Source organism: Streptomyces sp. NPDC046727, from assembly GCF_040645635.1.
In the GTDB taxonomy this organism is placed as follows: Bacteria; Actinomycetota; Actinomycetes; order Streptomycetales; family Streptomycetaceae; genus Streptomyces.
In genome coordinates this window covers 47,533-66,367 of sequence record NZ_JBEYYR010000043.1, presented here as the reverse complement: position 1 = coordinate 66,367, position 18,835 = coordinate 47,533, and the positions used below count along the sequence as shown (strand labels likewise).

Here is an 18,835-nt window from a genome sequence, read left to right as displayed (position 1 = left end):
TGCGGGATTTCAAAGTTTCGTCAAGAAGAATTAAAAGCCCAGACGTTCCCGACGTACTGAATACACGACGAATCCGGCGCCCACGGCGAGGAAGAGACTGCCGCCGACCACGTACGGGGTGGTGTCGAAGCTTCCCGTGTCGGCCAGCTCGGTCTCCCCGGCCGCCCGGTCGGCGGTCCCGTCGGTCGCCTCCGTCATCGCTCTGGCCTGCGTGACCTGCGTGATTCTCGCCGGGGCGGAGCTGGTCGCCGCCTCTGACGCCGGGGCGTCCTGCGAGGCGTTCGCGGACGGGACGAACCACAGCGCACACAGCAGGGTGCCCGCGGCGGTGGCGGTCAGCAGCGGACGGCGAGCGGATGGCACGGAATATCGATCCCCTTGTGACGCTGGCGAATTGGCCGTGTGGGGCGATGTTAGTGAAAGGCGCGGGTCACAGGAAAGTCACGGGAGGTTTCGGCCGTACGCTCGCGCCATGAGCACTGAAGAGACATCACGTTTTGTACGGCTTCGGGTGGAGCTGGTGCTGGAGGTGCAGGACGAGGGCGAGGTGACCAAGGCCGCGCTGCGCCGGCTCGCCCGCGATCCCGAGCTGCCGGAGGCGGAGCGGGCCCCCGCGGAGGCCGCTGTGACGGAAGACACCGCGGAGGCCCTGGCGTATCTCGTGGATCCGTTCGACCTGGTCAGCGAGGTGCCCGGGGTGGAGTTGCAGCAGGCGTCCTGGTCCAGCGAGCGGATCGACTACGACCCTGATTCGCCCGACTGGGACCTGGACGAGGAAGATGGGGAGGACGACGAGGAAGAGGGCGGCATCGGCTGAGCGTCCCGGGGCACTCCATGACCCCGGACGGCAACCGCCGTCCGGGGTTTCGTCGTCCCAGGGGACGCACGGACCGACTCCCGCACCATCCGCACCACCCGTTGGGGCCGCGCTCCGCGGACGTGGGATGCCCCACAGACCCATGGGGTGGGGAACGGGACGAACCGGCCGTAGCGTTGAAGGCTCTTGACGGGGACTTTCGGGGTTAACGCGACTCGGCAACGATGGAGAAGCTTGTGATGACGGACAGTAAGCGGCGCAGGGGCCTGACGGCCGCGTCCGCTCTGCTCGGCGGTGTGCTCGTGCTCACGGCGTGTTCCGGCGGCAGCGCCGATGCCTCCAGCGGCGGCAGCGGCGACACCTCGCAGGCCAGCGTCGACGAGGCGGCGGCCAAGAAGTCGTCGGAGGCGCAGATCAGGATCACGCCCAAGGACGGCTCCAACGGCGCGTCGATCAACAACTCCGCCGCCGTCACGGTGAGCAAGGGCACGCTCACGGGCGTCACCATGACCACCCAGGACGGCAAGTCCGTCACCGGTCAGCTGTCCACCGACAAGAAGAGCTGGAAGCCCACCGCCCAGCTGGAGCGCTCGACCACCTACAAGGTCGCCGCGGAGGCCAAGGACTCCGAGGGCCGCATAGCCCACGAGAACGCCTCCTTCACCACGGTCTCCCCGGCCAACAGCTTCATCGGCACCTTCACCCCGGACAACGGCTCCACGGTCGGCGTCGGCATGCCCGTGTCGATCAACTTCGACAAGGCGATCACCAACAAGGCGGCCGTGCAGAAGGGCATCACGGTCACCACCAGCAGCGGCCAGGAGGTCGCCTGCCACTGGTTCACCGCCAACCGCATGGACTGCCGCCCGGAGCAGTACTGGAAGGAAGGCTCCACCGTCACCCTGAAGCTGGCGCTCGACGGCGTCGAGGGCGCGAGCGGCGTCTACGGCGTCCAGCAGAAGACGGTCACCTTCCACATCGGCCGCAACCAGGTCACCTACGTCGACGCGAAGACCAAGCAGATGAAGGTCACGCAGGACGGCAAGGTCGTCAAGACCATCCCGATCTCCGCCGGCTCTCCCGACAACAAGACGTACGAGGGCCAGATGGTGATCTCCGAGAAGTTCAAGCAGACCCGGATGAACGGCGCGACGGTCGGCTTCACGGACGACGACGGCAAGGGCGAGTACGACATCAAGGACGTGCCGCACGCCATGCGCCTGACCACCTCCGGCACCTTCATCCACGGCAACTACTGGGGCGCGCCCTCGGTGTTCGGCAACGTGAACACCAGCCACGGCTGCGTCGGCCTGCAGGACAAGAAGGGCGCGGGCGACGCGAACATGCCGGCGGCCTGGTTCTACAACAACTCGCTCATCGGTGACGTCGTGGTCGTCCAGAACACCGGCGACAAGACGGTCTCCCCGGACAACGGCCTCAACGGCTGGAACATGAACTGGGCGCAGTGGAAGGCCGGCTCGGCCGCCTGACGCCTCCTCATCACCTCGTACAGTGCCGCCCCCAGGGGCGGCACTGTCGTTTATGGGCCCGCGCAAAGGCCCGTCGGGGCCCGGCCACAGCCTTCTCATCGAAGTCGTCCTGGACGGCACCGATCTGGCCAAGCTGACCGAAGCCCGGCTCACAAAGCTCCGCAGCGAGAACATCGGCTTCGTCTTCCAGTCCTTCGACCTCCTCCCCACGCTCACCGCTCAGGAGAACGTCGAAACCGTCCTCGTACCGCTCGGTATCAAAGTGAAGGAACGGCGCGAACTGGCCGCCGAGGCACTGAAATCCGTAGGCCTCGGGGAACCCAAGGTGCTGCTGGCCGACGAGCCGACAGGATCACGGTGCGGGAGAACGCCGGAACCTGACGGGTCATAAAGAAAGTGCGGCTGAAAACGCCTCACTTTCCTGTCGTCTATTGAGTCTTCTGATCACCCCCCGGCATACTTCGTGACCCGGGGGGTTGACGTGCAGGCGTGCGAGTCCGCCCCCGGCCGGGTGAACGGGGAATTCACCCGGTACTTCATCTCCAGGGGGAGAACTTGCGCAGACAAGTGAAAAGAGCAGCTGCGGCCGGCGTGGCAACGGCCGCAGCGGTCGCCCTCGCAGCGGGTATGACCAGCCCGGCGTCGGCGAAGCCCGCCAACACCTCGGCAGCTGCCACCGCCGCCGCGAAGATCACCGCCAAGCACCACGTCACCCTGATCACCGGTGACCGCGTCGCTCTCGACGCCAAGGGCCGCATCGTCGGCCTGGAGCGGGCCAAGGGGCGCGAGCACATAGCCTTCCAGGTCCGCAAGGCCGCCGGACACACGCTGGTCATTCCCGCCGACGCGGCTCACCTGGTCGCCTCCGGCACGCTGGACCAGCGCCTGTTCGACGTCACCGAGCTGAACAAGGCCGCCACCCGCAAGGCCCAGAAGAACGGCCTGAAGGTCATCGTCGGCTACCGCGGCGCCGCTACGGCCGCCAAGGCCGACGTCCGGGACGCGGGCACCCTGCGCCGCAGCCTGAAGGCGCTCAACGCGGACGCCGTGCAGACCCCGGTCAAGGCCACCGCCGAGCTGTGGGACGCGGTGACCAACGGCGACCGGACCGCCTCCGGCATCGCGCACGTCTGGCTCGACGGGGTCCGCAAGGCCTCGCTCGACAAGTCCGTGCCGCAGATCGGCGCCCCGACCGCGTGGGCCGCCGGCTACACCGGCAAGGGCGTGAAGGTCGCCGTCCTGGACACCGGCGTGGACACCAGCCACCCGGACCTCAAGGACCAGGTGGTCGAGTCCAAGAACTTCACCCCGGCCGCCGACGCCAAGGACCACTTCGGCCACGGCACGCACGTCGCCTCCATCGTGGCGGGCACCGGCGCCAAGTCGGGCGGCAAGTTCAAGGGTGTGGCCCCGGACGCCAAGCTCCTCAACGGCAAGGTCCTGGACGACAGCGGCTCCGGTGACGACTCCGGCATCCTCGCCGGCATGGAGTGGGCGGCCTCCCAGGGCGCCTCCGTCATCAACCTGAGCCTCGGCGGCTACGACACCCCCGAGGTCGACCCGCTCGAGGCCGAGGTCAACAAGCTCTCCGCCGAGAAGGGCATCCTGTTCGCGATCGCCGCGGGCAACGAGGGCCCCCAGTCGATCGGTTCGCCGGGCAGCGCGGACGCCGCGCTCACCGTCGGCGCCGTCGACGACAAGGACAAGCTCGCCGACTTCTCCTCCACCGGCCCGCGCACCGGCGACGGCGCCATCAAGCCGGACGTCACCGCGCCGGGCGTGGACATCACCGCCGCCGCGGCCAAGGGCAGCGTCATCGACCAGGAGGTCGGCGAGAAGCCCGAGGGCTACCTGACCATCTCCGGCACCTCGATGGCCACCCCGCACGTCGCGGGCGCCGCCGCCATCCTGAAGCAGGAGCACCCCGACTGGGGCTCCGCCGAGCTGAAGGGTGCCCTGACCGGCTCCACCAAGGGCGGCAAGTACACGCCGTTCCAGCAGGGCTCGGGCCGGATCCAGGTCGACAAGGCCATCAAGCAGTCGATCGTCGCCGAGCCGGTGTCGGTGAGCTTCGGCGTGCAGCAGTGGCCGCACACCGACGACAAGCCGGTCACCAAGAAGCTGACGTACCGCAACCTCGGTGACAAGGACGTCACGCTCACCCTGGGCAGCACCGCCACCGACCCCAAGGGCGCGGCGGCTCCGTCGGGCTTCTTCAAGCTCGGCGCGACCAAGGTGACCGTCCCGGCGCACGGCAAGGCCGCGGTCGACCTCACCGTCAACACCAAGCTGGGCGGCACCCTCGACGGCGCCTACTCCGCGTACGTGACGGCGACGGGCGGCGGCCAGACGGTCCGCACGGCCGCCGCGGTGCAGCGCGAGGTGGAGTCGTACGACATCACCCTGAAGTTCATCGGCCGTGACGGCAAGCCGGCCCCGAACTACGGCGCCGACCTCAGCGGCGTCGCGGGCCTGGCCAACGGCGTCTGGCTGAACCCGTACGACAAGTCCGGCACGGTGAAGGTGCGCGCGCCCAAGGGCACGTACATCCTCAACACCTCCATCTACGCCGACCCGCAGGACGCCTCCAAGGGCATCGACTGGATCGCGCAGCCGAAGCTGACCGTCGGCAAGAAGCAGACGATCACCATCGACGCGCGCAAGGCCAAGCCGGTGGACATCACCGTCCCGGGCTCGGGCCTGAAGTCCCAGTTCGCCTCGCCGGAGTTCGACGTCACCATCGGTGACGGCCAGTACGGCTACGGCTGGTTCCTGGACACGTACAAGAACTTCCGCACCGCCCACCTGGGCCCGCAGCTGCCCGCCGGGTCGCTGTGGCAGCAGTGGGACGCCCACTGGACCAAGGGCGCGTCCGACCAGTACGACACCACCTCCGGCGGCTCGGTCAAGCAGCTCGCCACCGGCTACACCAAGCACTACAAGGCGGGCGACCTGGCCACGGTGAAGGTCCGCATGGGCGCCGCGGCCGCCGGCAAGAAGGGCTCCGTGGACGCGGTGGGCTGGCTGCCCGGCAGCACCGGCGCCTCCTCCATCAGCGTCCCGCAGAGCCTGCCCGGCACCCGCACCCTGCACCTGTCCGCCACGGGCGGCGTGCGCTGGCAGCTGGAGTTCGCGCAGAACGGCGGGGTGGACCAGGACGGCTTCCCGGTCACCGAGGCCGGCTACGGGCTGGGCCGGTTCGCCTTCCAGGCCGGCCACTCCTACACCAAGACGGTCAACACCGCGGTGTTCGGCCCGCTTCTCGGCAAGGACCTCGGCCTCTTCCGCGACGGCAACGACATCTACGGTTCGCTGCCGCTGTTCGCCGACTCCGCCAAGCACGCCGGGTACTCGACCTTCACCTCGGCGAGCACCACCCTCTACCGCAACGGCACCAAGGTCGGCACCAACAACGACCCGCTGTTCGGCGAGAAGACCTTCAAGGTGCCGGCCGGTGACGCCGCGTACAAGCTGACCACCTCGGTCAAGCGGTCCTCGAAGGTGGCGGAGGCCTCGTCGCGGATCGACGCGACCTGGACCTTCCGCTCCAAGAAGCCGTCCGGCATCGCCCAGCTGCCGGCCTCCGGCCTGCACTTCGGCGCCACGACCGGCCTGGACAGCCGCGTCGCGGCCGGCAAGACGGTCACCTTCCCGGTCACCGTCGAGGGCGCGGCCGCGGGCGGCAACCTGAAGTCCCTCGCCGTCTACGTCTCCTACGACGGCAAGAACTTCAAGAAGGTCACCGTCAAGAGCGGCAAGATCACCGTCAAGAACCCGGCGAAGAACAAGGCGGTCTCGTTCCGCGCCAAGATCACCGACAAGAAGGGCAACACGTCGGAGATCACGATCTACAACGCGTACTTCGGCAAGTAAGCCGTAGCGCTCCCTGATGAGGGGCACACCGGGGCACAGCCTCCGGTGTGCCCCTCATCGCGTCGCCGCGCGGGTGGCGTCCGTGCCCCAGCTGGCCAGCAGACGGAGGGAGTCGGCGGACGGGGAGTCCGGTTCGGCGTGATAGGTGACCAGGGACTGGTCCGAGCCGTCCGTCATGCGGAAGCTCTCGAAGTTCAGGGCCAGGTCGCCCACCAGCGGATGGTGCAGGTGCTTGACGCCATGGCTCTTCTCCTTGACGTCGTGCGTGGCCCACAGCCGGCGGAACTCCTCGCTCTTCACCGACAGCTCACCCACCAGAGCCGACAGCCGCGCGTCGTCCGGATAGCAGCCCGCGTCCATCCGCAGCGCGCACACGATGTCGATCGCCTTCTGCTCCCAGTCGACGAACAGATCGCGGTACTCCGGCCTCAGGAACACCAGCCGCGCCCAGTTGCGCTCACCGGGCGGCAGCTCGCCCCAGTCACCGAAGACGGCCGCCGCCATCCGGTTCCAGACGAGGATGTCCGTGTACCGGCCCACGATGTACGCCGGTACGCCGTCCATCGTGTCCAGCAGCAGCCGCAGCGCCCGCCGCACCTGCTGCTGCCGCACCGCCGGCTTCTTCTTGTGCGCCTTCGGCTTGGCCAGGTGGTTGAGGTGCGCGTGCTCGGCGTCCGTCAGCCTGAGCGCCCGGGCGATCGAGTCCAGCACCTCCGCCGACACGTTCCGGCCGTTGCCCTGCTCAAGGCGGGTGTAGTACGCCACCGACACCCCGGCCAGCTGCGCCAGCTCCTCGCGGCGCAGCCCCGGTACCCGCCGGTGCCGGCCGAAGGCGGCCAGCCCGACGTCCTCGGGCTTCAGCCGGGCCCGCCGGCTCCGCAGGAACTCGCTCAGCTCCGCCCGCCGGTCCAGGGGCCGGCCCGCCGTGGCCGCCGTGCCGCCCCGCTGCTCGTCCCTGCTGTCCATGCGTCCAGTATTCCCGGTCGTACGCCCACGAGCCTGACCCCGTCGGTGGTAGGCACGCCAGTCGTACGCAAAGGCGTGGTCTGGGTGGCAGGCCGTCCGCGCGGCAGCCTGGAGACCGTGCCCGGCACTGAAGGCAGCCGGGCGCGAGACCCCCCGCTAGGAGATCCCCCGCCATGACCACTGTTGCCGCATACGCCGCGCCCGCCGCGAAGGCCCCGCTGGAGCGGACGACCATCGAGCGACGCGCGGTCGGCGAGTTCGACATCCTGATCGACATCAAGTTCGCCGGCATCTGCCACTCCGACATCCACCAGGCCCGCGAGGGCTGGGGCGAGGCGATCTTCCCGATGGTCCCCGGCCACGAGATCGCCGGCGTCGTCGCCGAGGTCGGCCCCGGCGTCACGAAGTTCCAGGTCGGCGACCGCGTGGGCGTCGGCTGCATGGTCGACTCCTGCCGCGAGTGCGAGAACTGCAAGGCCGGCCTGGAGCAGTACTGCCTGAACGGCATGGTCGGCACGTACAACGCCATCGGCAGGGACGGCGAGCCCACCTACGGCGGCTACTCGGAGAAGGTCGTCGTCGACGAGAACTTCGTCGTCCGCATCCCCGACGGCCTGTCCCTGGACGTGGCCGCACCGCTGCTCTGCGCCGGCATCACCACGTACTCCCCGCTGCGCCACTGGAACGCCGGCCCCGGCAAGAAGGTCGCGGTCGTCGGACTGGGCGGTCTCGGCCACATGGCCGTCAAGATCGCGCACGCCATGGGCGCCGAGGTCACCGTCCTCTCCCAGTCCCTGCGCAAGAAGGACGACGGCCTCAAGCTGGGCGCCGACCACTACCACGCCACCAGCGACCCGAAGACGTTCGAGGAGCTGGCCGGCACCTTCGACCTGATCGTCTCGACGGTGTCCGCCCCGATGGACTTCGGCGCGCTCCTGTCGCTGCTGAAGGTGGACGGCGCCCTGGTGAACGTGGGCGCGCCCGAGGAGCCCATCGCCCTCAACCTGTTCTCGGTGATCGGCGGCCGCAAGACCCTCGCCGGCTCCATGATCGGCGGCATCGCCGAGACCCAGGAGATGCTGGACTTCTGCGCGGAGCACAGCATCGGCGCCGAGATCGAGCTGATCAGCGCGGCCGAGATCAACGAGGCGTACGAGCGGGTCCTCGCCAGCGACGTCCGCTACCGCTTCGTGATCGACACGGCCACGATCTGACCTGCGGTCTGCTGGGCCGTAGTCCTGCTGGGCCGTAGTCCCGCGGGGCTGCGGCCTGCCGGGCTGCGGCCTGCGGCGGGTCGTCTGCCTGCTGCCGGGCGTCTGCCGGGTGCGGGTCCGTCGTGGCCGGTCGCGCAGTTCCCCGCGCCCTTTCGGGGCGCCCCGCAGCGGCACCCGGCCAGCGCCTACTCCGGACCGAAGCCCTCCCCGGTGCCGTACGCCCGTACCACCACGCCCCCGTCGTGCGCGGGCCGTACGACGTGCACCCGCCCGGACCCCGCCACCCGGGCCTCTCCATCCCCCACCGTGAGCAGCGTGTTCTCGTCGATGGCGACGCCGTAGGGCACCTCGCCCCGCCCGACGGCCGCGACCAGCCGCGCCAGCGTGCCCCACTGGGCCGCGTGCACATCCACGGCGAACGGCACGAGCCCGAGCCCCGCCCGTACCTCGACCTCCTCCAGATCCTCCCCGGTCTCCTCCGGGCACACCGGAACCCCGTCCGCCAGCCACCCGCCGACGACAGCCCGGCGCGCCGCGACGGCCGCACCCGCGGAGAAACCGGCGTACGGCATCCCGCGCGCCGCCAGCAGGCCCGGCAGCCGCTCCAGGCAGCCCGCGAGCACGTCCTGACAGGCGGGCGTCAGCCCGCCGCACACCAGCAGCCCGTCGATGCCGTCCAGCGCGGCCTCCGGCTCGAACCGTCCGCCGAGCGGCACGAGCAGCGGCACCGGCACGCACGACGGTTCGGCCTTCCCCAGGGCCACCGCATACCGCTCGAACTGCGCGGCCCCGTCCCCCTCGTCGACGATCAGGCAGCCGACCCGCCGCTCGCCGCGCACCTCGCGCAGAAACGGTTCGTACACGTCGGGGCGGTCCCAGCCACCACCGATCAGAAACGCACGAGTCCCCATACCCTCCCCTTTGCTCCTTCCCCGCCGGTTTCCGGCCGAAGGGCGAATCTACGGGGCGGGCGTCGGCGCCGTCGCCTGAATTACCGGCTCAGCGGGGCACCCGGAACAGCTCGGCCGCGGTGCCGCCGAGCACCCGGTCGCGGACCTCGCCGGAGGCCGTGGCCCGCTCCACCATCACGCGGGCCACGACCGGGTCGCCGTAGGGCGCGTCGGAACCGAAGAGGGTGCGCTCGGGCAGCTCGCGCACGGCGAGCCGTACGGCGATGACGAGGAACGCCGTGGACAGCTCCAGGTACATGCCCGGGGTGTCCCGGACCAGTTCGACGGCCTCCATCCAGTGCAGGCCGCCGAGCTGGCTGACGATCAGCGGGACGCGGGGGTGGCGGCGGGAGAGCGCGGCGAGCGTGCGCAGGTCGTCGGCCGTGGTGGGCGCGAAGCCGTGCACGACCACGGGCAGCCCGCCGTGGTCGGCGGCGGCCCGCAGCACGGGCTCCAGCCGCCCGGCCCGCCCCGGCGGCGGCGTCAGCTCCCCGATCCCGCACAGCCCCCGCCCGACGACGTCCGCGGCGACGGCCCGCTCGATCTCGTCCTCCGGCAGCTCCAGCGGCACGGACCCGAACCCGATGAACCGGTCCGGGTACGCGGCGACCGCTGCGCTCACCTCGTCCAGCGCACCGGCGAAACCCTCCCGGGACCCACCGCGCCCACCGAGCGCGCCGTCCAGCACGGCGAACTCCCGCCGCAGGGACGGCAGGTCGACGGCCCGCTCGGGATGCGGCCGGGTCGGGAACAGGACGGCCTTGTCGACGCCGGCGGCGTCCAGAGCGTCCAGGTGCGGACCGACGGGGTCGTGCACGTGCCCGTGCGCATCGATGATCACTGTCTCTCCCTCGGAATCACGGAATGCCGCTGTCCGGTGGAGGGTTGCAGCCTGACACAGTGAGAAGGTCAAGCGACGGCCGCGGGTGAGCGGCGGGCGAGAGGGGAAGACGCGCGTGCTGATCGGCGAACTGGCGGCCCGCACCGGCACCAGCCCGCGCCTCCTGCGGCACTACGAGGTCACCGGCCTCCTGACCCCGCACCGCCGCCCCAACGGCTACCGCGAGTACACGGAGGCGGACGTGCCCCGCGTCCACCGCATCCGCACGCTCCTCACCGCGGGCCTGCCGACCCGCGTGGTCGCCTCCCTGCTCCCGTGCACGGCCGACACGGAGACGGGCCCGGCCCTGGCTCCCTGCCCCGGCGTCTCCGAGACCCTCCGCCGCCGCCTCGCCGAACTGGACGAGAAGGCCGGCCGCCTGGAGGCCGAACGCGCCGGACTCCGCCGCCTCCTGACCGAGCTGACCTGAGGCGCGGTCACCACTCACATCCCGGTCATCCCGCCGCCGGTGAGCCCCGGGGCCAGCGCCGGGACCCAGAAGACGGCGACGGCCAGAGCGAGCGAGGCGACGCCCACGGCCCGGGCCACCAGACGGCCGGCCGGCGCGAGCTTCTCCACGGTGATCACGGCGGCCAGGACCACCATGGCCCACACGTTCATCAGACCGAACGCCGCCGACAGCAGCATCAGCGACCAGCAGCAGCCCAGGCAGAAGGCACCGTGGTGGGCCCCGGCACGCAGATCGCGCGAGGGCCCCGGGTACGAGGCGTAGCGGAGCATCAGCCCGATCGGCGAGCGGCACCGCGCCAGGCAGCGGTCCTTGAGGGGCGTCAGCTGGTAGACGCCGCTGACCGCGAACACGGCCGCGGCCACCGCGGTCCCCGCCGCGGCGGGGAGGGCCGCCGCCCGGCCCAGGCCGGCGGCCAGCGCGTACGCCGGCAGCCCGGCCGCGGCCCAGACGAGCAGGTAGGCCACCGTGAAGACGACCATGCGCGGCGCCCGGTGCACGGCGATGGTGCGCGCGTACAGCGCGGCCACGGGCGCCGTCGCGGGCAGCATCATCGCGGCCGTCATCAGCGTCCACACGGCAAGGAAAGCGGGCAGTCCCAGGCCCATGGTGCCGGGCACCGCCGGCATGCCGTCCCGGCGTGTCACCACCCAGCTCCAGGCGACGGCCGCGGCGACCAGCAGCAGCCCGGCGGGGAGCGCGCTGCGGCGGCCGGTGACCGGCCCCTCGGTCATACGGACCACGTGAAGGGCGCCGAGTGGGCGTTGCAACCGGTGAAGTCCCAGGACCGGCCGTACACGCCGTCGCCGGTCGCCCGGGTGGACCGGGCGATCGTGAGCGTGCTGTTCGCCGGGTGGAACATGCCGGTCAGGCTCATCACCGGACCGTCCTCGCCGAACTGCGGGGCGACCTGGTCCTCGATCTCGATGTCGATGGCGTCGCCCACCCGCGCGGTGTGGCGGCGGCCTTCGTCGCGGTAGTCGATGGGGACGCGCTCCACGCCGAGGACCTCGCCGATGAGCGCGCTGAGCGCCGCCATCGGCCCGCCGGCCCGGCCGGAGAAGACCTGGCCCAGCGCCTCGGCCTGGGTGTCGTCGGCCGAGGCATCGACGTAGAGCGCCACCTGCCAGTCGCCCTCGGCCATCACCCGGGGCGCGTCGACGAAGACGGCGACGCTGCGGTCGGACACGTCCACGCCGTCCACGGTGCCGCTGTCCACGTGGAAGACGAAGGTCACCCGGCAGCGCTCGTGGTCGGCCGGTGCGGTGAGGCCCGAGGTGGTGCAGGGGCACACCACGTCGCAGTTGCAGCTCTCCAGGTACGTGCCGCTCAGATTCCAGGGCATTGTTCCTCCCTGTTTCGCGTCCCCCTCGGTGACGGAAGCACCTCGGAAGGATCCGTCCGTCCCGCCCCCGAAGCCGCTGTTCCAGGCTATTCCCGCCGGCCCCCGTCGCGCAGATCCACCGTCGGCGCGAGCGGGGCCGCCGCGGCGTGGGCGACGAGGTGCGCGAAGCGCAGCCACACGAGCAGATGACCCGTTCGGTTGCGATGACTCCCAGACGGGAGGGCGCCGTTTCGCCGGGCCGGCGAGGCCCTGCCGTCCGCGTGCGCAGACCGGGGGACGGGCGGGCCGTCGCGGCGAGGCAGGCCCAGGTCGCGTGGAAGCCGAGCGGACAGTGGTGCCCGACGGCACACCTCAGCGCCGCATGCCGTCGGACCAGCGGCAACCGCTCGTCGCGCACCGTGCGCGCGTGGCTTCGGAAGCCCATTCGGAGCCTCGTCAGCCCCGGCCGGGGGCCGGGCGGTTCTTGAGCGTGAGCATGGGGTCTGCCTGTCGGTCGGGGACGGGTGCCGGCCGCCTCGGCGGTGCCGGCACCCGGTCCCACGTCCGGGAGATCCGTCGGATTCCGGTCAGGCCTGCGCCGCCGCGGCCTGCGCCACCTCGTGCGCCACCGTGTTGCGGACCCGGCAGTAGTACCCGGCCATGTCGTTCCGGTAGCGCCACGGCAGGGCGTTCACATGCCCGTCGACCAGCTTGAACTGCTCCAGCGCCGCCTCGTTCCGGTCCTGCAGGTGCAGGTAGAACGCCAGCAGGTGGCGCAGTTCCGGCAGCCGCGGGTGGGACGGGTCGGCCGCCGCCGCGTCCGCGAGGGCCGCCTCGACCCGGGCCCGCATCTCCGGCGTGTTGTCGGCCTCGGTGTCCTCCGACTCGTCGTGCTCGTAGTGCGCGATGAGCGGCAGCGCCGTCAGCAGGCTGCCCAGCGGCGCGTCGGCCGCCGCCCGCTCGGCGAACTCGAACGCCAGCCGCTCGGAACCGCGCCACTTCGCGCACCAGTACTGCAGCGCCGAGTAGTGCGCCTCGTAGTGGTGCGGGGCGCGGGCGGTGATCTCCGCCCACAGCTTGTCCATCTCCGCGTTCGGGTAGCCGAGGCCCAGCGCCACCCAGATCTCCGTGATGAACGGGGTCGGGTCGTCGGGGTTGAGCTCCGCCGCCCTGGCGACCTCCTCGCGGGCGGAGGCCAGCATGCGGTGGAATCCCTGGAACTGCTCCTGGGTCGTGTACTGGGCCTGCTTGCCGCCCCGCAGCTCCCAGGCCAGGATCACCGTGCTGCGGGCCCGCACCACCGCCGCGTCCGGATCGTCGCGCCGCTCGGCCTCCCAGGCCAGCAGCCAGGCGTCCTCCTCGGCCGCCACCTCGCCCAGCAGATAGGCGACCTGCGACCGGCGGTCCCAGTCCCGGCCGATCGCCGCGAGCAGGTCGGCGGCCGGCCGCCAGTCACCGCCGCGCACCGAGGTGAGCACGGCGTCCCACTCGGCCGGCATGGGCGCGGCCCGGTCGGTGTTCTGCCGCTCGGCGGGCAGCAGGCCGAGCTTCTCCGCGGCCTCGGCGGCCTTCGTGCCGTCGTCGGGGCTCGGGGAGAAGAACTCCTTGAGGAACACCCAGGCCAGCCACAGCACGAAGATCAGCGTGGGGACGGCCAGGATGCCCAGGATCCAGTACAGGACGGTCATCGGGGTCGGTCCGTTCGTTTCATTGAGGGGGACGGCTTGTTCTCGCGGCGGGGCTCGTCAGACGTTCTGGGTCGCCGGCGGCAGCATCGCGCGCAGCGCGGCGGTGTCGGGGTGGTCGGCGAGCGCCGCGTCCACGGCCGCCTCCAGCGCGGCCTCGGGACCCTCGTCCTCCGTCTCCGAGCCCCAGCCGGGCAGTCGCACCGTCGCCGGCTCGGTCCAGGAGAACTCCCAGTGCAGCAGCGACCGGGAGCTGAACTCGGCCAGCACCATCGTGCGCACCCAGCGGCGCAGCCCGGGCCGTACGAACTCGCGGAACGCCCGTCCCTTCGCGCCAGCCGCCTCCTCGGACAGCGGCAGCTTCGCCGCCAGCCGCCACAGCATGCCGCTGTCGATGACGTCCATCAGCGTGGCCAGCGTCGCCGGCTGCCCGGTGTACTCGGTCAGCGCCTGGTGCAGCGGGGTCCGCGCGGTGGACAGGCCCGCGGCCATCGAGGCGTCCAGCAGCTCCTCCCAGCCCTCGGCGCGCGGGTAGGTGAGCAGCTCGTCGGCGACGACGGCGTCCTCCAGGGCGGCCAGGGTGCGCGCCGGGTCGGTCAGCAGGGCCAGCGCCGCCCCCTTGGCCTCGTCGGCACGCCCGTCGGCGGGCAGCGCCTCGATCCGGCGTACGCGCTCGGCGATCGGCGGGTGCGAGTCGTACGCCCCGACCGGCTCCTCCGGCAGCTCTGCGCGGAGGCTCGCCAGCTCCAGTTCACGCGCCGTCAGCAGCCGGCCGAAGCCGCCGAAGAACTCGCCGCGCGGCGGCATCAGCCGGGCCTGCAGGCCCAGGGTGGCGTACGACTCCAGGTAGAAGTTGTGGGAGGCGGACAGCACCGGGATCTCGCGCAGCGCCGACGCGGTCGCGTCGCGGCCGGCGATCCGGGCGGCGGTCAGGTCGGCGGCGTACTCCTGGCCGCGCGCCGTGGAGAGGGAGGCACGCAGGTAGAACTTGCCGTACGCGGTGTAGATCTTCGCCATCGTCCGGTACGTCGCCCCGACGCCGGTCGTGTCGATCCGCTTGGCCTTCTTGCCCTTGGCGACCCGCTCGGCGGACTTCCGCTCCTGGCGGGCCCGGTCGGCGGCCACCTTGTCGTCCGCCTTGGCGTGGAACTGGCCGATCACCCGGCCGATCTGCACGCGCCCGCGCACGACGAGCGCGGACAGCCGGGTGTCGCCGCCGGTGAAGTGCCCGAACTCGTGGGCGAGCACGGACCGCAGCTGGGCCTCGGTCAGGCCGATCAGCAGCGGAACGCCGAGAGTGAGGCGGCGCGGGCCGGGGAACAGGCCGAGCAGCCGCGGACGCTCGCTGACGGACGCGTTGACCTCGCCGGTGAGCAGGATCCGGTCGGGGGCGCGGGTGCCGGCCGCCGCGGCCAGCTCCCGGACCAGCGCCCACAGCCGGGGCTCGTCGGCCTCGGTGACCGGGACGCCGTACGGGTCCTCGCCCTTGGGCGTGCGCAGCATCGTCATGCCGCGGACGACGGGGACGGCCAGCAGCACGCTGATGATGCCGACCTTCAGCGTGAGCGGGCCGTGTCCCCAGCTGAAGACGAGGACGTCGAGGCCGATCAGCGCGGCGAGCAGAACGAGGCTCAGCAGATAGAAGCCGAGCAGCAGCACGAGAGCGCGCAGCGCGCGCAGAGTTGCGCCCATCGGGCAGATCCCCCCACAGGACCCCAGAAAAGGGATGTGACAGAGCGGTCGGAACAGGACATGACGGAGCGCCGGCCCGACGGCCGGGTGGTTCAGGTGGTGCGGGTGGTGCGGTGTGGGGGGATGCCGGAGTATGCCGTACCGCAGGTCAGCAGGGCAATGCGAGTGGGGGGAGGGGGCGGGCCGGGGTCAGCCGGGCAGGGTGGCCGGGCTGCCGCCGTTGGCCTCGTAACCGGCGACCGCCAGCGCCCGGTGCAGGGCGAACTCGGCGGCGGGGTCGGTGAACAGGGTCCAGGGCAGCGCGCCGACGTGACCGTCGGCGTGTATCAGCTGGTGCATGGCCTCCGCCCAGCGCTCGGCGCGGACCAGGAAGAACACCAGCAGATGCCGGACGTGCGGGAGCGTCGGGTCGTCGGGGTGGGCCGACTGCACCGCGTGCAGGGCGCCGTGGATCGCCTTGGTGACGACCTCGCTCTGGTAGAAGCTCGCGACCAGGTTCACCTCCGGGAGGTGCTCGAACACCGCGAACAGCGGCAGCGCGGCCAGCGGCGAGCCCTCCGGGGCGCGGGCCGCGGCGGCCTCGGCGAACGCGTACGCCTGCTCGCGCGAGCCGTGCCACTTCTCGCACCAGTAGTGCAGCGCGGCCAGATGCGCGCCCATGTGATGCGGGGCGCGGTCCAGGACCTTCAGCCACAGCTGCTCGAACTCGGCCTGCGAATAGGCCAGTCCGCGCGCGATGGACAGCTCTGTCACGTACGGCACCGGGTCGCCGGGGGCCAGCAGGGCCGCCTGCGCGCAGGCGTCCCGGGCCTCCTCCATGATGATCCGGAAGTCGTCCGCGCCCGGCGTCGCCGTCCGCCAGGCCTGCTGCACCAGGAACTCCGCGTGGACGGCGGCGCCGCCCGCGTCCTTGGGCTGCTCGGCACGCCACACCCGCAGCCACTGGCCGCCCGGCGTCTCGTGCACCCCGCCGGGCCGCTGCTGCAGCTCCAGCGCGGCGGCGCCGGCGAAGGCCTGGATCCGCTGCCAGCGCGGCTCGCCCTCGGACTCGGTGCCGGCCAGCAGCTGGGCGGCGGCCCGGTAGTCCTGCGTGCGCTGCACCAGCTCCAGGACCTCCAGCAGGTCCTGGTCCGGGCCGGGCAGGCGCAGGTCCAGCTCCTCCTGGCGCACGAAACCGTAGGCCGCCGGGTCGGCGGCGTCCGGGTGCCCCGCGGGGACCTGCTCGATCATGCCGCGCCTGCGTCGCATGAACGGGAGCAGGACGAGGCTCAGCATGAACAGCGCCATCAGCAGCCAGAGAATCGCCATGCCACAAGCGAACCAGACGCCGCCGACAATTGGCGAACCCCGCCGCCGGCCTGTGGACAACTCCGGATCCGTGCATGACAGGGAGATTGCAGATCATGACGAGTCCCTCATTGCGGACGTCGGGAACCTGCCGGGCGCACTACTCTCGGTGTAATGAGCGACAGGCATATCAGTGAGCACTTCGAGACCCTCGCGATCCATGCGGGCAACACCGCGGATCCCCTCACCGGCGCGGTGGTCCCGCCCATCTACCAGGTCTCCACCTACAAGCAGGACGGCGTCGGCGGGCTGCGCGGCGGCTACGAGTACAGCCGCAGCGCCAACCCGACCCGGACCGCCCTGGAGGAGAACCTCGCCGCGCTGGAGGGCGGCCGTCGCGGCCTCGCCTTCGCGTCCGGCCTGGCGGCCGAGGACACACTGCTGCGTACGCTCCTCACCCCCGGCGACCACGTGGTGATCCCGAACGACGCCTACGGCGGCACGTTCCGGCTCTTCGCCAAGGTCGCCACCCGCTGGGGCGTGGAGTGGTCGGTCGCCGACACCAGCGACCCGGCCGCCGTACGGGCCGCGATCACCCCGAAGACCAAGGCCGTCTGGGTGGAGACCCCCTCCAACCCGCTGCTCGGCATCACCGACATCGCCGCCGTGGCCCAGGTCGCCCACGACGCGGGCGCGAAGCTCGTTGTCGACAACACCTTCGCCACCCCCTACCTGCAGCAGCCGCTGTCGCTCGGGGCGGACGTCGTCGTGCACTCGCTCACCAAGTACATGGGCGGGCACTCGGACGTGGTCGGCGGTGCGCTGATCGTCTCCGACCAGGCACTCGGCGAGGAGCTGGCCTACCACCAGAACGCGATGGGCGCCGTCGCCGGCCCCTTCGACTCCTGGCTGGTGCTGCGCGGCACGAAGACCCTCGCGGTGCGCATGGACCGGCACAGCGAGAACGCCACGAAGATCGCCGACATGCTGACGCGGCACGCGCGCGTGACCGGCGTGTGCTACCCGGGGCTGCCCGACCACCCCGGCCACGACGTCGCCGTCAAGCAGATGAAGGCGTTCGGCGGCATGGTGTCGTTCCGGGTCGCGGGCGGCGAGGAGGCGGCGGTCGAACTGTGCAGCCGCACCAAGGTGTTCACCCTCGGCGAGTCCCTCGGCGGCGTCGAGTCCCTCATCGAGCACCCCGGCCGGATGACGCACGCCTCCGCGGCGGGCTCCCCGCTGGAGGTCCCGGGCGACCTGGTGCGCCTGTCGGTCGGCATCGAGAACGTCGACGACCTGATCGAGGACCTGAAGCAGGCCCTCGGCTAGGGCCTGAGTCACCAGCCGGTGATCGGTGGAGTCGTCTGCGAGGGCGGCTCCACCCACGGGTGGGCGTCGGCCGCCCACACGGCGAACGCGACGACCGCGACGCAGGCCAGCAGCCACAGCACCCGGCGGACCAGCCGCCGGTGCCGCAGCAGGCGCTCCCCGCGCCGCACCGCGTCGGCTCCCAGCTCCGGTGGCACCGGCGCCACGGCCGCCTCCATGATCCGCCGCACGGCGGCTTCCCGCTCACTCCGGTTCACCGCGGCCCCCCAGGACCGCACCCACGGCTCCTCGTACCGCCGAGCGGCAGTCCGACGCGCTTCATGGCGGGCCCACCGCCCCGGGCGGCGCTCATGAGGGTGCCGTCCTCGTTCCCACCGGCCGGGGGCCCGAACGGCCGGCAGGGTGCAGCACCGTGGCCGTCGCCCGGTCGCAGAGCGTGTGGACGCGTTCCGGCGGGAGGCCGAGCAGGGCCGCCGCCTGCTCCTCGGCGACGCCTTCGTAGAGCCGCAGGACGAGGACCAGCCGTTCCTGCGGGGTGAGCGCGGCCAGCGGACTGCGGGGATCCGGGCGGGCGCGCCCGAAGGCGCCGTACTGGTGCCACGTGCTGCGGGCGAAGCGGGTGGCGAGATGCTGGCGGGCGCAGTCGTACGGGTCCTCGCCGCGCAGCCGGTCCCAGCGGGCGTAGGTGTGGGCGAGCGCCAGGGTCAGCAGGCGCCGCGCGCGCGGGTTGGCGTCCGGCGTCTCCGCGGTGAGCAGCGTGGCGGCGTGCAGCAGACGCCCGGCCGCGCCCGCGACGAACGCCTCGAACTCCCGGGCCCGGCGGACACCACGGGCCAGCTGCCGATCACGCACCGCGCCT

17 protein-coding genes and 1 pseudogene are annotated in these 18,835 nt (G+C 71.8%); 7 read left to right on the top strand and 11 right to left on the bottom strand.

The window, feature by feature from the left end; all coding sequences use genetic code 11:
* Positions 1-30 precede the first annotated feature (30 nt).
* Entirely contained in the window at positions 31-363 is a 333-nt protein-coding gene (locus ABZ937_RS36305) for an LAETG motif-containing sortase-dependent surface protein (protein ID WP_361698445.1), read from the bottom strand.
* A gap of 109 nt (positions 364-472) precedes the next feature.
* Here ABZ937_RS36305 and ABZ937_RS36300 point away from each other — a divergent pair, with 109 nt between their 5' ends.
* The 4 genes and pseudogenes from ABZ937_RS36300 to ABZ937_RS36285 all read left to right on the top strand — a co-directional run bounded on the left by ABZ937_RS36300 (position 473) and on the right by ABZ937_RS36285 (position 6,180).
* The gene (locus ABZ937_RS36300; protein WP_361698443.1) at positions 473-817 is read left to right on the top strand and encodes a hypothetical protein; all 345 of its coding nucleotides are present in this window, start codon (positions 473-475) and stop codon (positions 815-817) included.
* Between the two features lie 239 nt (positions 818-1,056).
* Positions 1,057-2,307 (top strand): Ig-like domain-containing protein, encoded by a 1,251-nt coding sequence (locus ABZ937_RS36295; RefSeq protein ID WP_361698441.1) that lies wholly within the window; start codon positions 1,057-1,059, stop codon positions 2,305-2,307.
* Positions 2,308-2,407: 100 nt separating this feature from the next.
* Positions 2,408-2,626, top strand: a pseudogene (locus ABZ937_RS36290) (ABC transporter ATP-binding protein); the annotation flags it as partial.
* Positions 2,627-2,934: 308 nt separating this feature from the next.
* On the top strand, positions 2,935-6,180 hold the full coding sequence (locus tag ABZ937_RS36285; RefSeq protein ID WP_361698485.1) for a S8 family serine peptidase: 3,246 nt from the start codon (positions 2,935-2,937) through the stop codon (positions 6,178-6,180).
* Between the two features lie 54 nt (positions 6,181-6,234).
* Here the strand turns inward: ABZ937_RS36285 and ABZ937_RS36280 are convergent, their stop codons facing one another.
* Positions 6,235-7,146, bottom strand: coding sequence for a helix-turn-helix domain-containing protein (locus ABZ937_RS36280; protein WP_361698439.1), 912 nt, complete (start codon positions 7,144-7,146; stop codon positions 6,235-6,237).
* Positions 7,147-7,319: 173 nt separating this feature from the next.
* Between ABZ937_RS36280 and ABZ937_RS36275 the strand changes: the two genes are divergently transcribed.
* Complete coding sequence (locus tag ABZ937_RS36275; RefSeq protein ID WP_361698437.1) at positions 7,320-8,360, top strand: NAD(P)-dependent alcohol dehydrogenase; 1,041 nt, start codon at positions 7,320-7,322, stop codon at positions 8,358-8,360.
* Between the two features lie 185 nt (positions 8,361-8,545).
* Here the strand turns inward: ABZ937_RS36275 and ABZ937_RS36270 are convergent, their stop codons facing one another.
* Together ABZ937_RS36270 and ABZ937_RS36265 are read right to left on the bottom strand one after the other, a co-directional pair.
* Entirely contained in the window at positions 8,546-9,271 is a 726-nt protein-coding gene (locus ABZ937_RS36270) for a hypothetical protein (RefSeq protein ID WP_361698435.1), read from the bottom strand.
* 88 nt (positions 9,272-9,359) lie between these two features.
* On the bottom strand, positions 9,360-10,151 hold the full coding sequence (locus tag ABZ937_RS36265) for an amidohydrolase family protein (RefSeq protein ID WP_361698433.1): 792 nt from the start codon (positions 10,149-10,151) through the stop codon (positions 9,360-9,362).
* A gap of 115 nt (positions 10,152-10,266) precedes the next feature.
* Here ABZ937_RS36265 and ABZ937_RS36260 point away from each other — a divergent pair, with 115 nt between their 5' ends.
* Positions 10,267-10,620, top strand: coding sequence for a MerR family transcriptional regulator (locus tag ABZ937_RS36260; protein WP_361698431.1), 354 nt, complete (start codon positions 10,267-10,269; stop codon positions 10,618-10,620).
* 14 nt (positions 10,621-10,634) lie between these two features.
* Here ABZ937_RS36260 and ABZ937_RS36255 read toward each other — a convergent pair whose 3' ends face one another.
* From ABZ937_RS36255 to ABZ937_RS36235, 5 genes are all read right to left on the bottom strand, one after another.
* Entirely contained in the window at positions 10,635-11,393 is a 759-nt protein-coding gene (locus ABZ937_RS36255; protein WP_361698429.1) for a DUF2182 domain-containing protein, read from the bottom strand.
* Positions 11,390-12,004 carry a DUF1326 domain-containing protein gene (locus ABZ937_RS36250; RefSeq protein WP_361698427.1) on the bottom strand — a complete coding sequence of 205 codons (615 nt, stop codon included), beginning with the start codon at positions 12,002-12,004 and terminating at the stop codon, positions 11,390-11,392. Before ABZ937_RS36250 ends, ABZ937_RS36255 begins: the two co-directional genes overlap by 4 nt.
* Before the next feature lie 566 nt (positions 12,005-12,570).
* Positions 12,571-13,671, bottom strand: a complete 1,101-nt coding sequence (locus ABZ937_RS36245) for a hypothetical protein (protein ID WP_361698425.1) — start codon at positions 13,669-13,671, stop codon at positions 12,571-12,573.
* 57 nt (positions 13,672-13,728) lie between these two features.
* Positions 13,729-15,360: a M48 family metalloprotease gene (locus ABZ937_RS36240; RefSeq protein ID WP_361698423.1), complete on the bottom strand. Its 1,632-nt coding sequence runs from the start codon at positions 15,358-15,360 to the stop codon at positions 13,729-13,731.
* A 189-nt stretch (positions 15,361-15,549) separates the two neighbouring features.
* A complete protein-coding gene (locus ABZ937_RS36235; protein WP_361698421.1) occupies positions 15,550-16,668 on the bottom strand; it encodes a hypothetical protein in 1,119 nt (372 codons plus the stop codon).
* A 153-nt stretch (positions 16,669-16,821) separates the two neighbouring features.
* Between ABZ937_RS36235 and ABZ937_RS36230 the strand changes: the two genes are divergently transcribed.
* Positions 16,822-17,976, top strand: coding sequence for a cystathionine gamma-synthase (locus ABZ937_RS36230; RefSeq protein ID WP_361698419.1), 1,155 nt, complete (start codon positions 16,822-16,824; stop codon positions 17,974-17,976).
* An 8-nt stretch (positions 17,977-17,984) separates the two neighbouring features.
* Here ABZ937_RS36230 and ABZ937_RS36225 read toward each other — a convergent pair whose 3' ends face one another.
* Positions 17,985-18,233: a hypothetical protein gene (locus ABZ937_RS36225; RefSeq protein WP_361698483.1), complete on the bottom strand. Its 249-nt coding sequence runs from the start codon at positions 18,231-18,233 to the stop codon at positions 17,985-17,987.
* A 91-nt stretch (positions 18,234-18,324) separates the two neighbouring features.
* Positions 18,325-18,828: a sigma factor-like helix-turn-helix DNA-binding protein gene (locus tag ABZ937_RS36220; RefSeq protein WP_361698417.1), complete on the bottom strand. Its 504-nt coding sequence runs from the start codon at positions 18,826-18,828 to the stop codon at positions 18,325-18,327.
* Between the last annotated feature and the right edge of the window lie 7 nt (positions 18,829-18,835).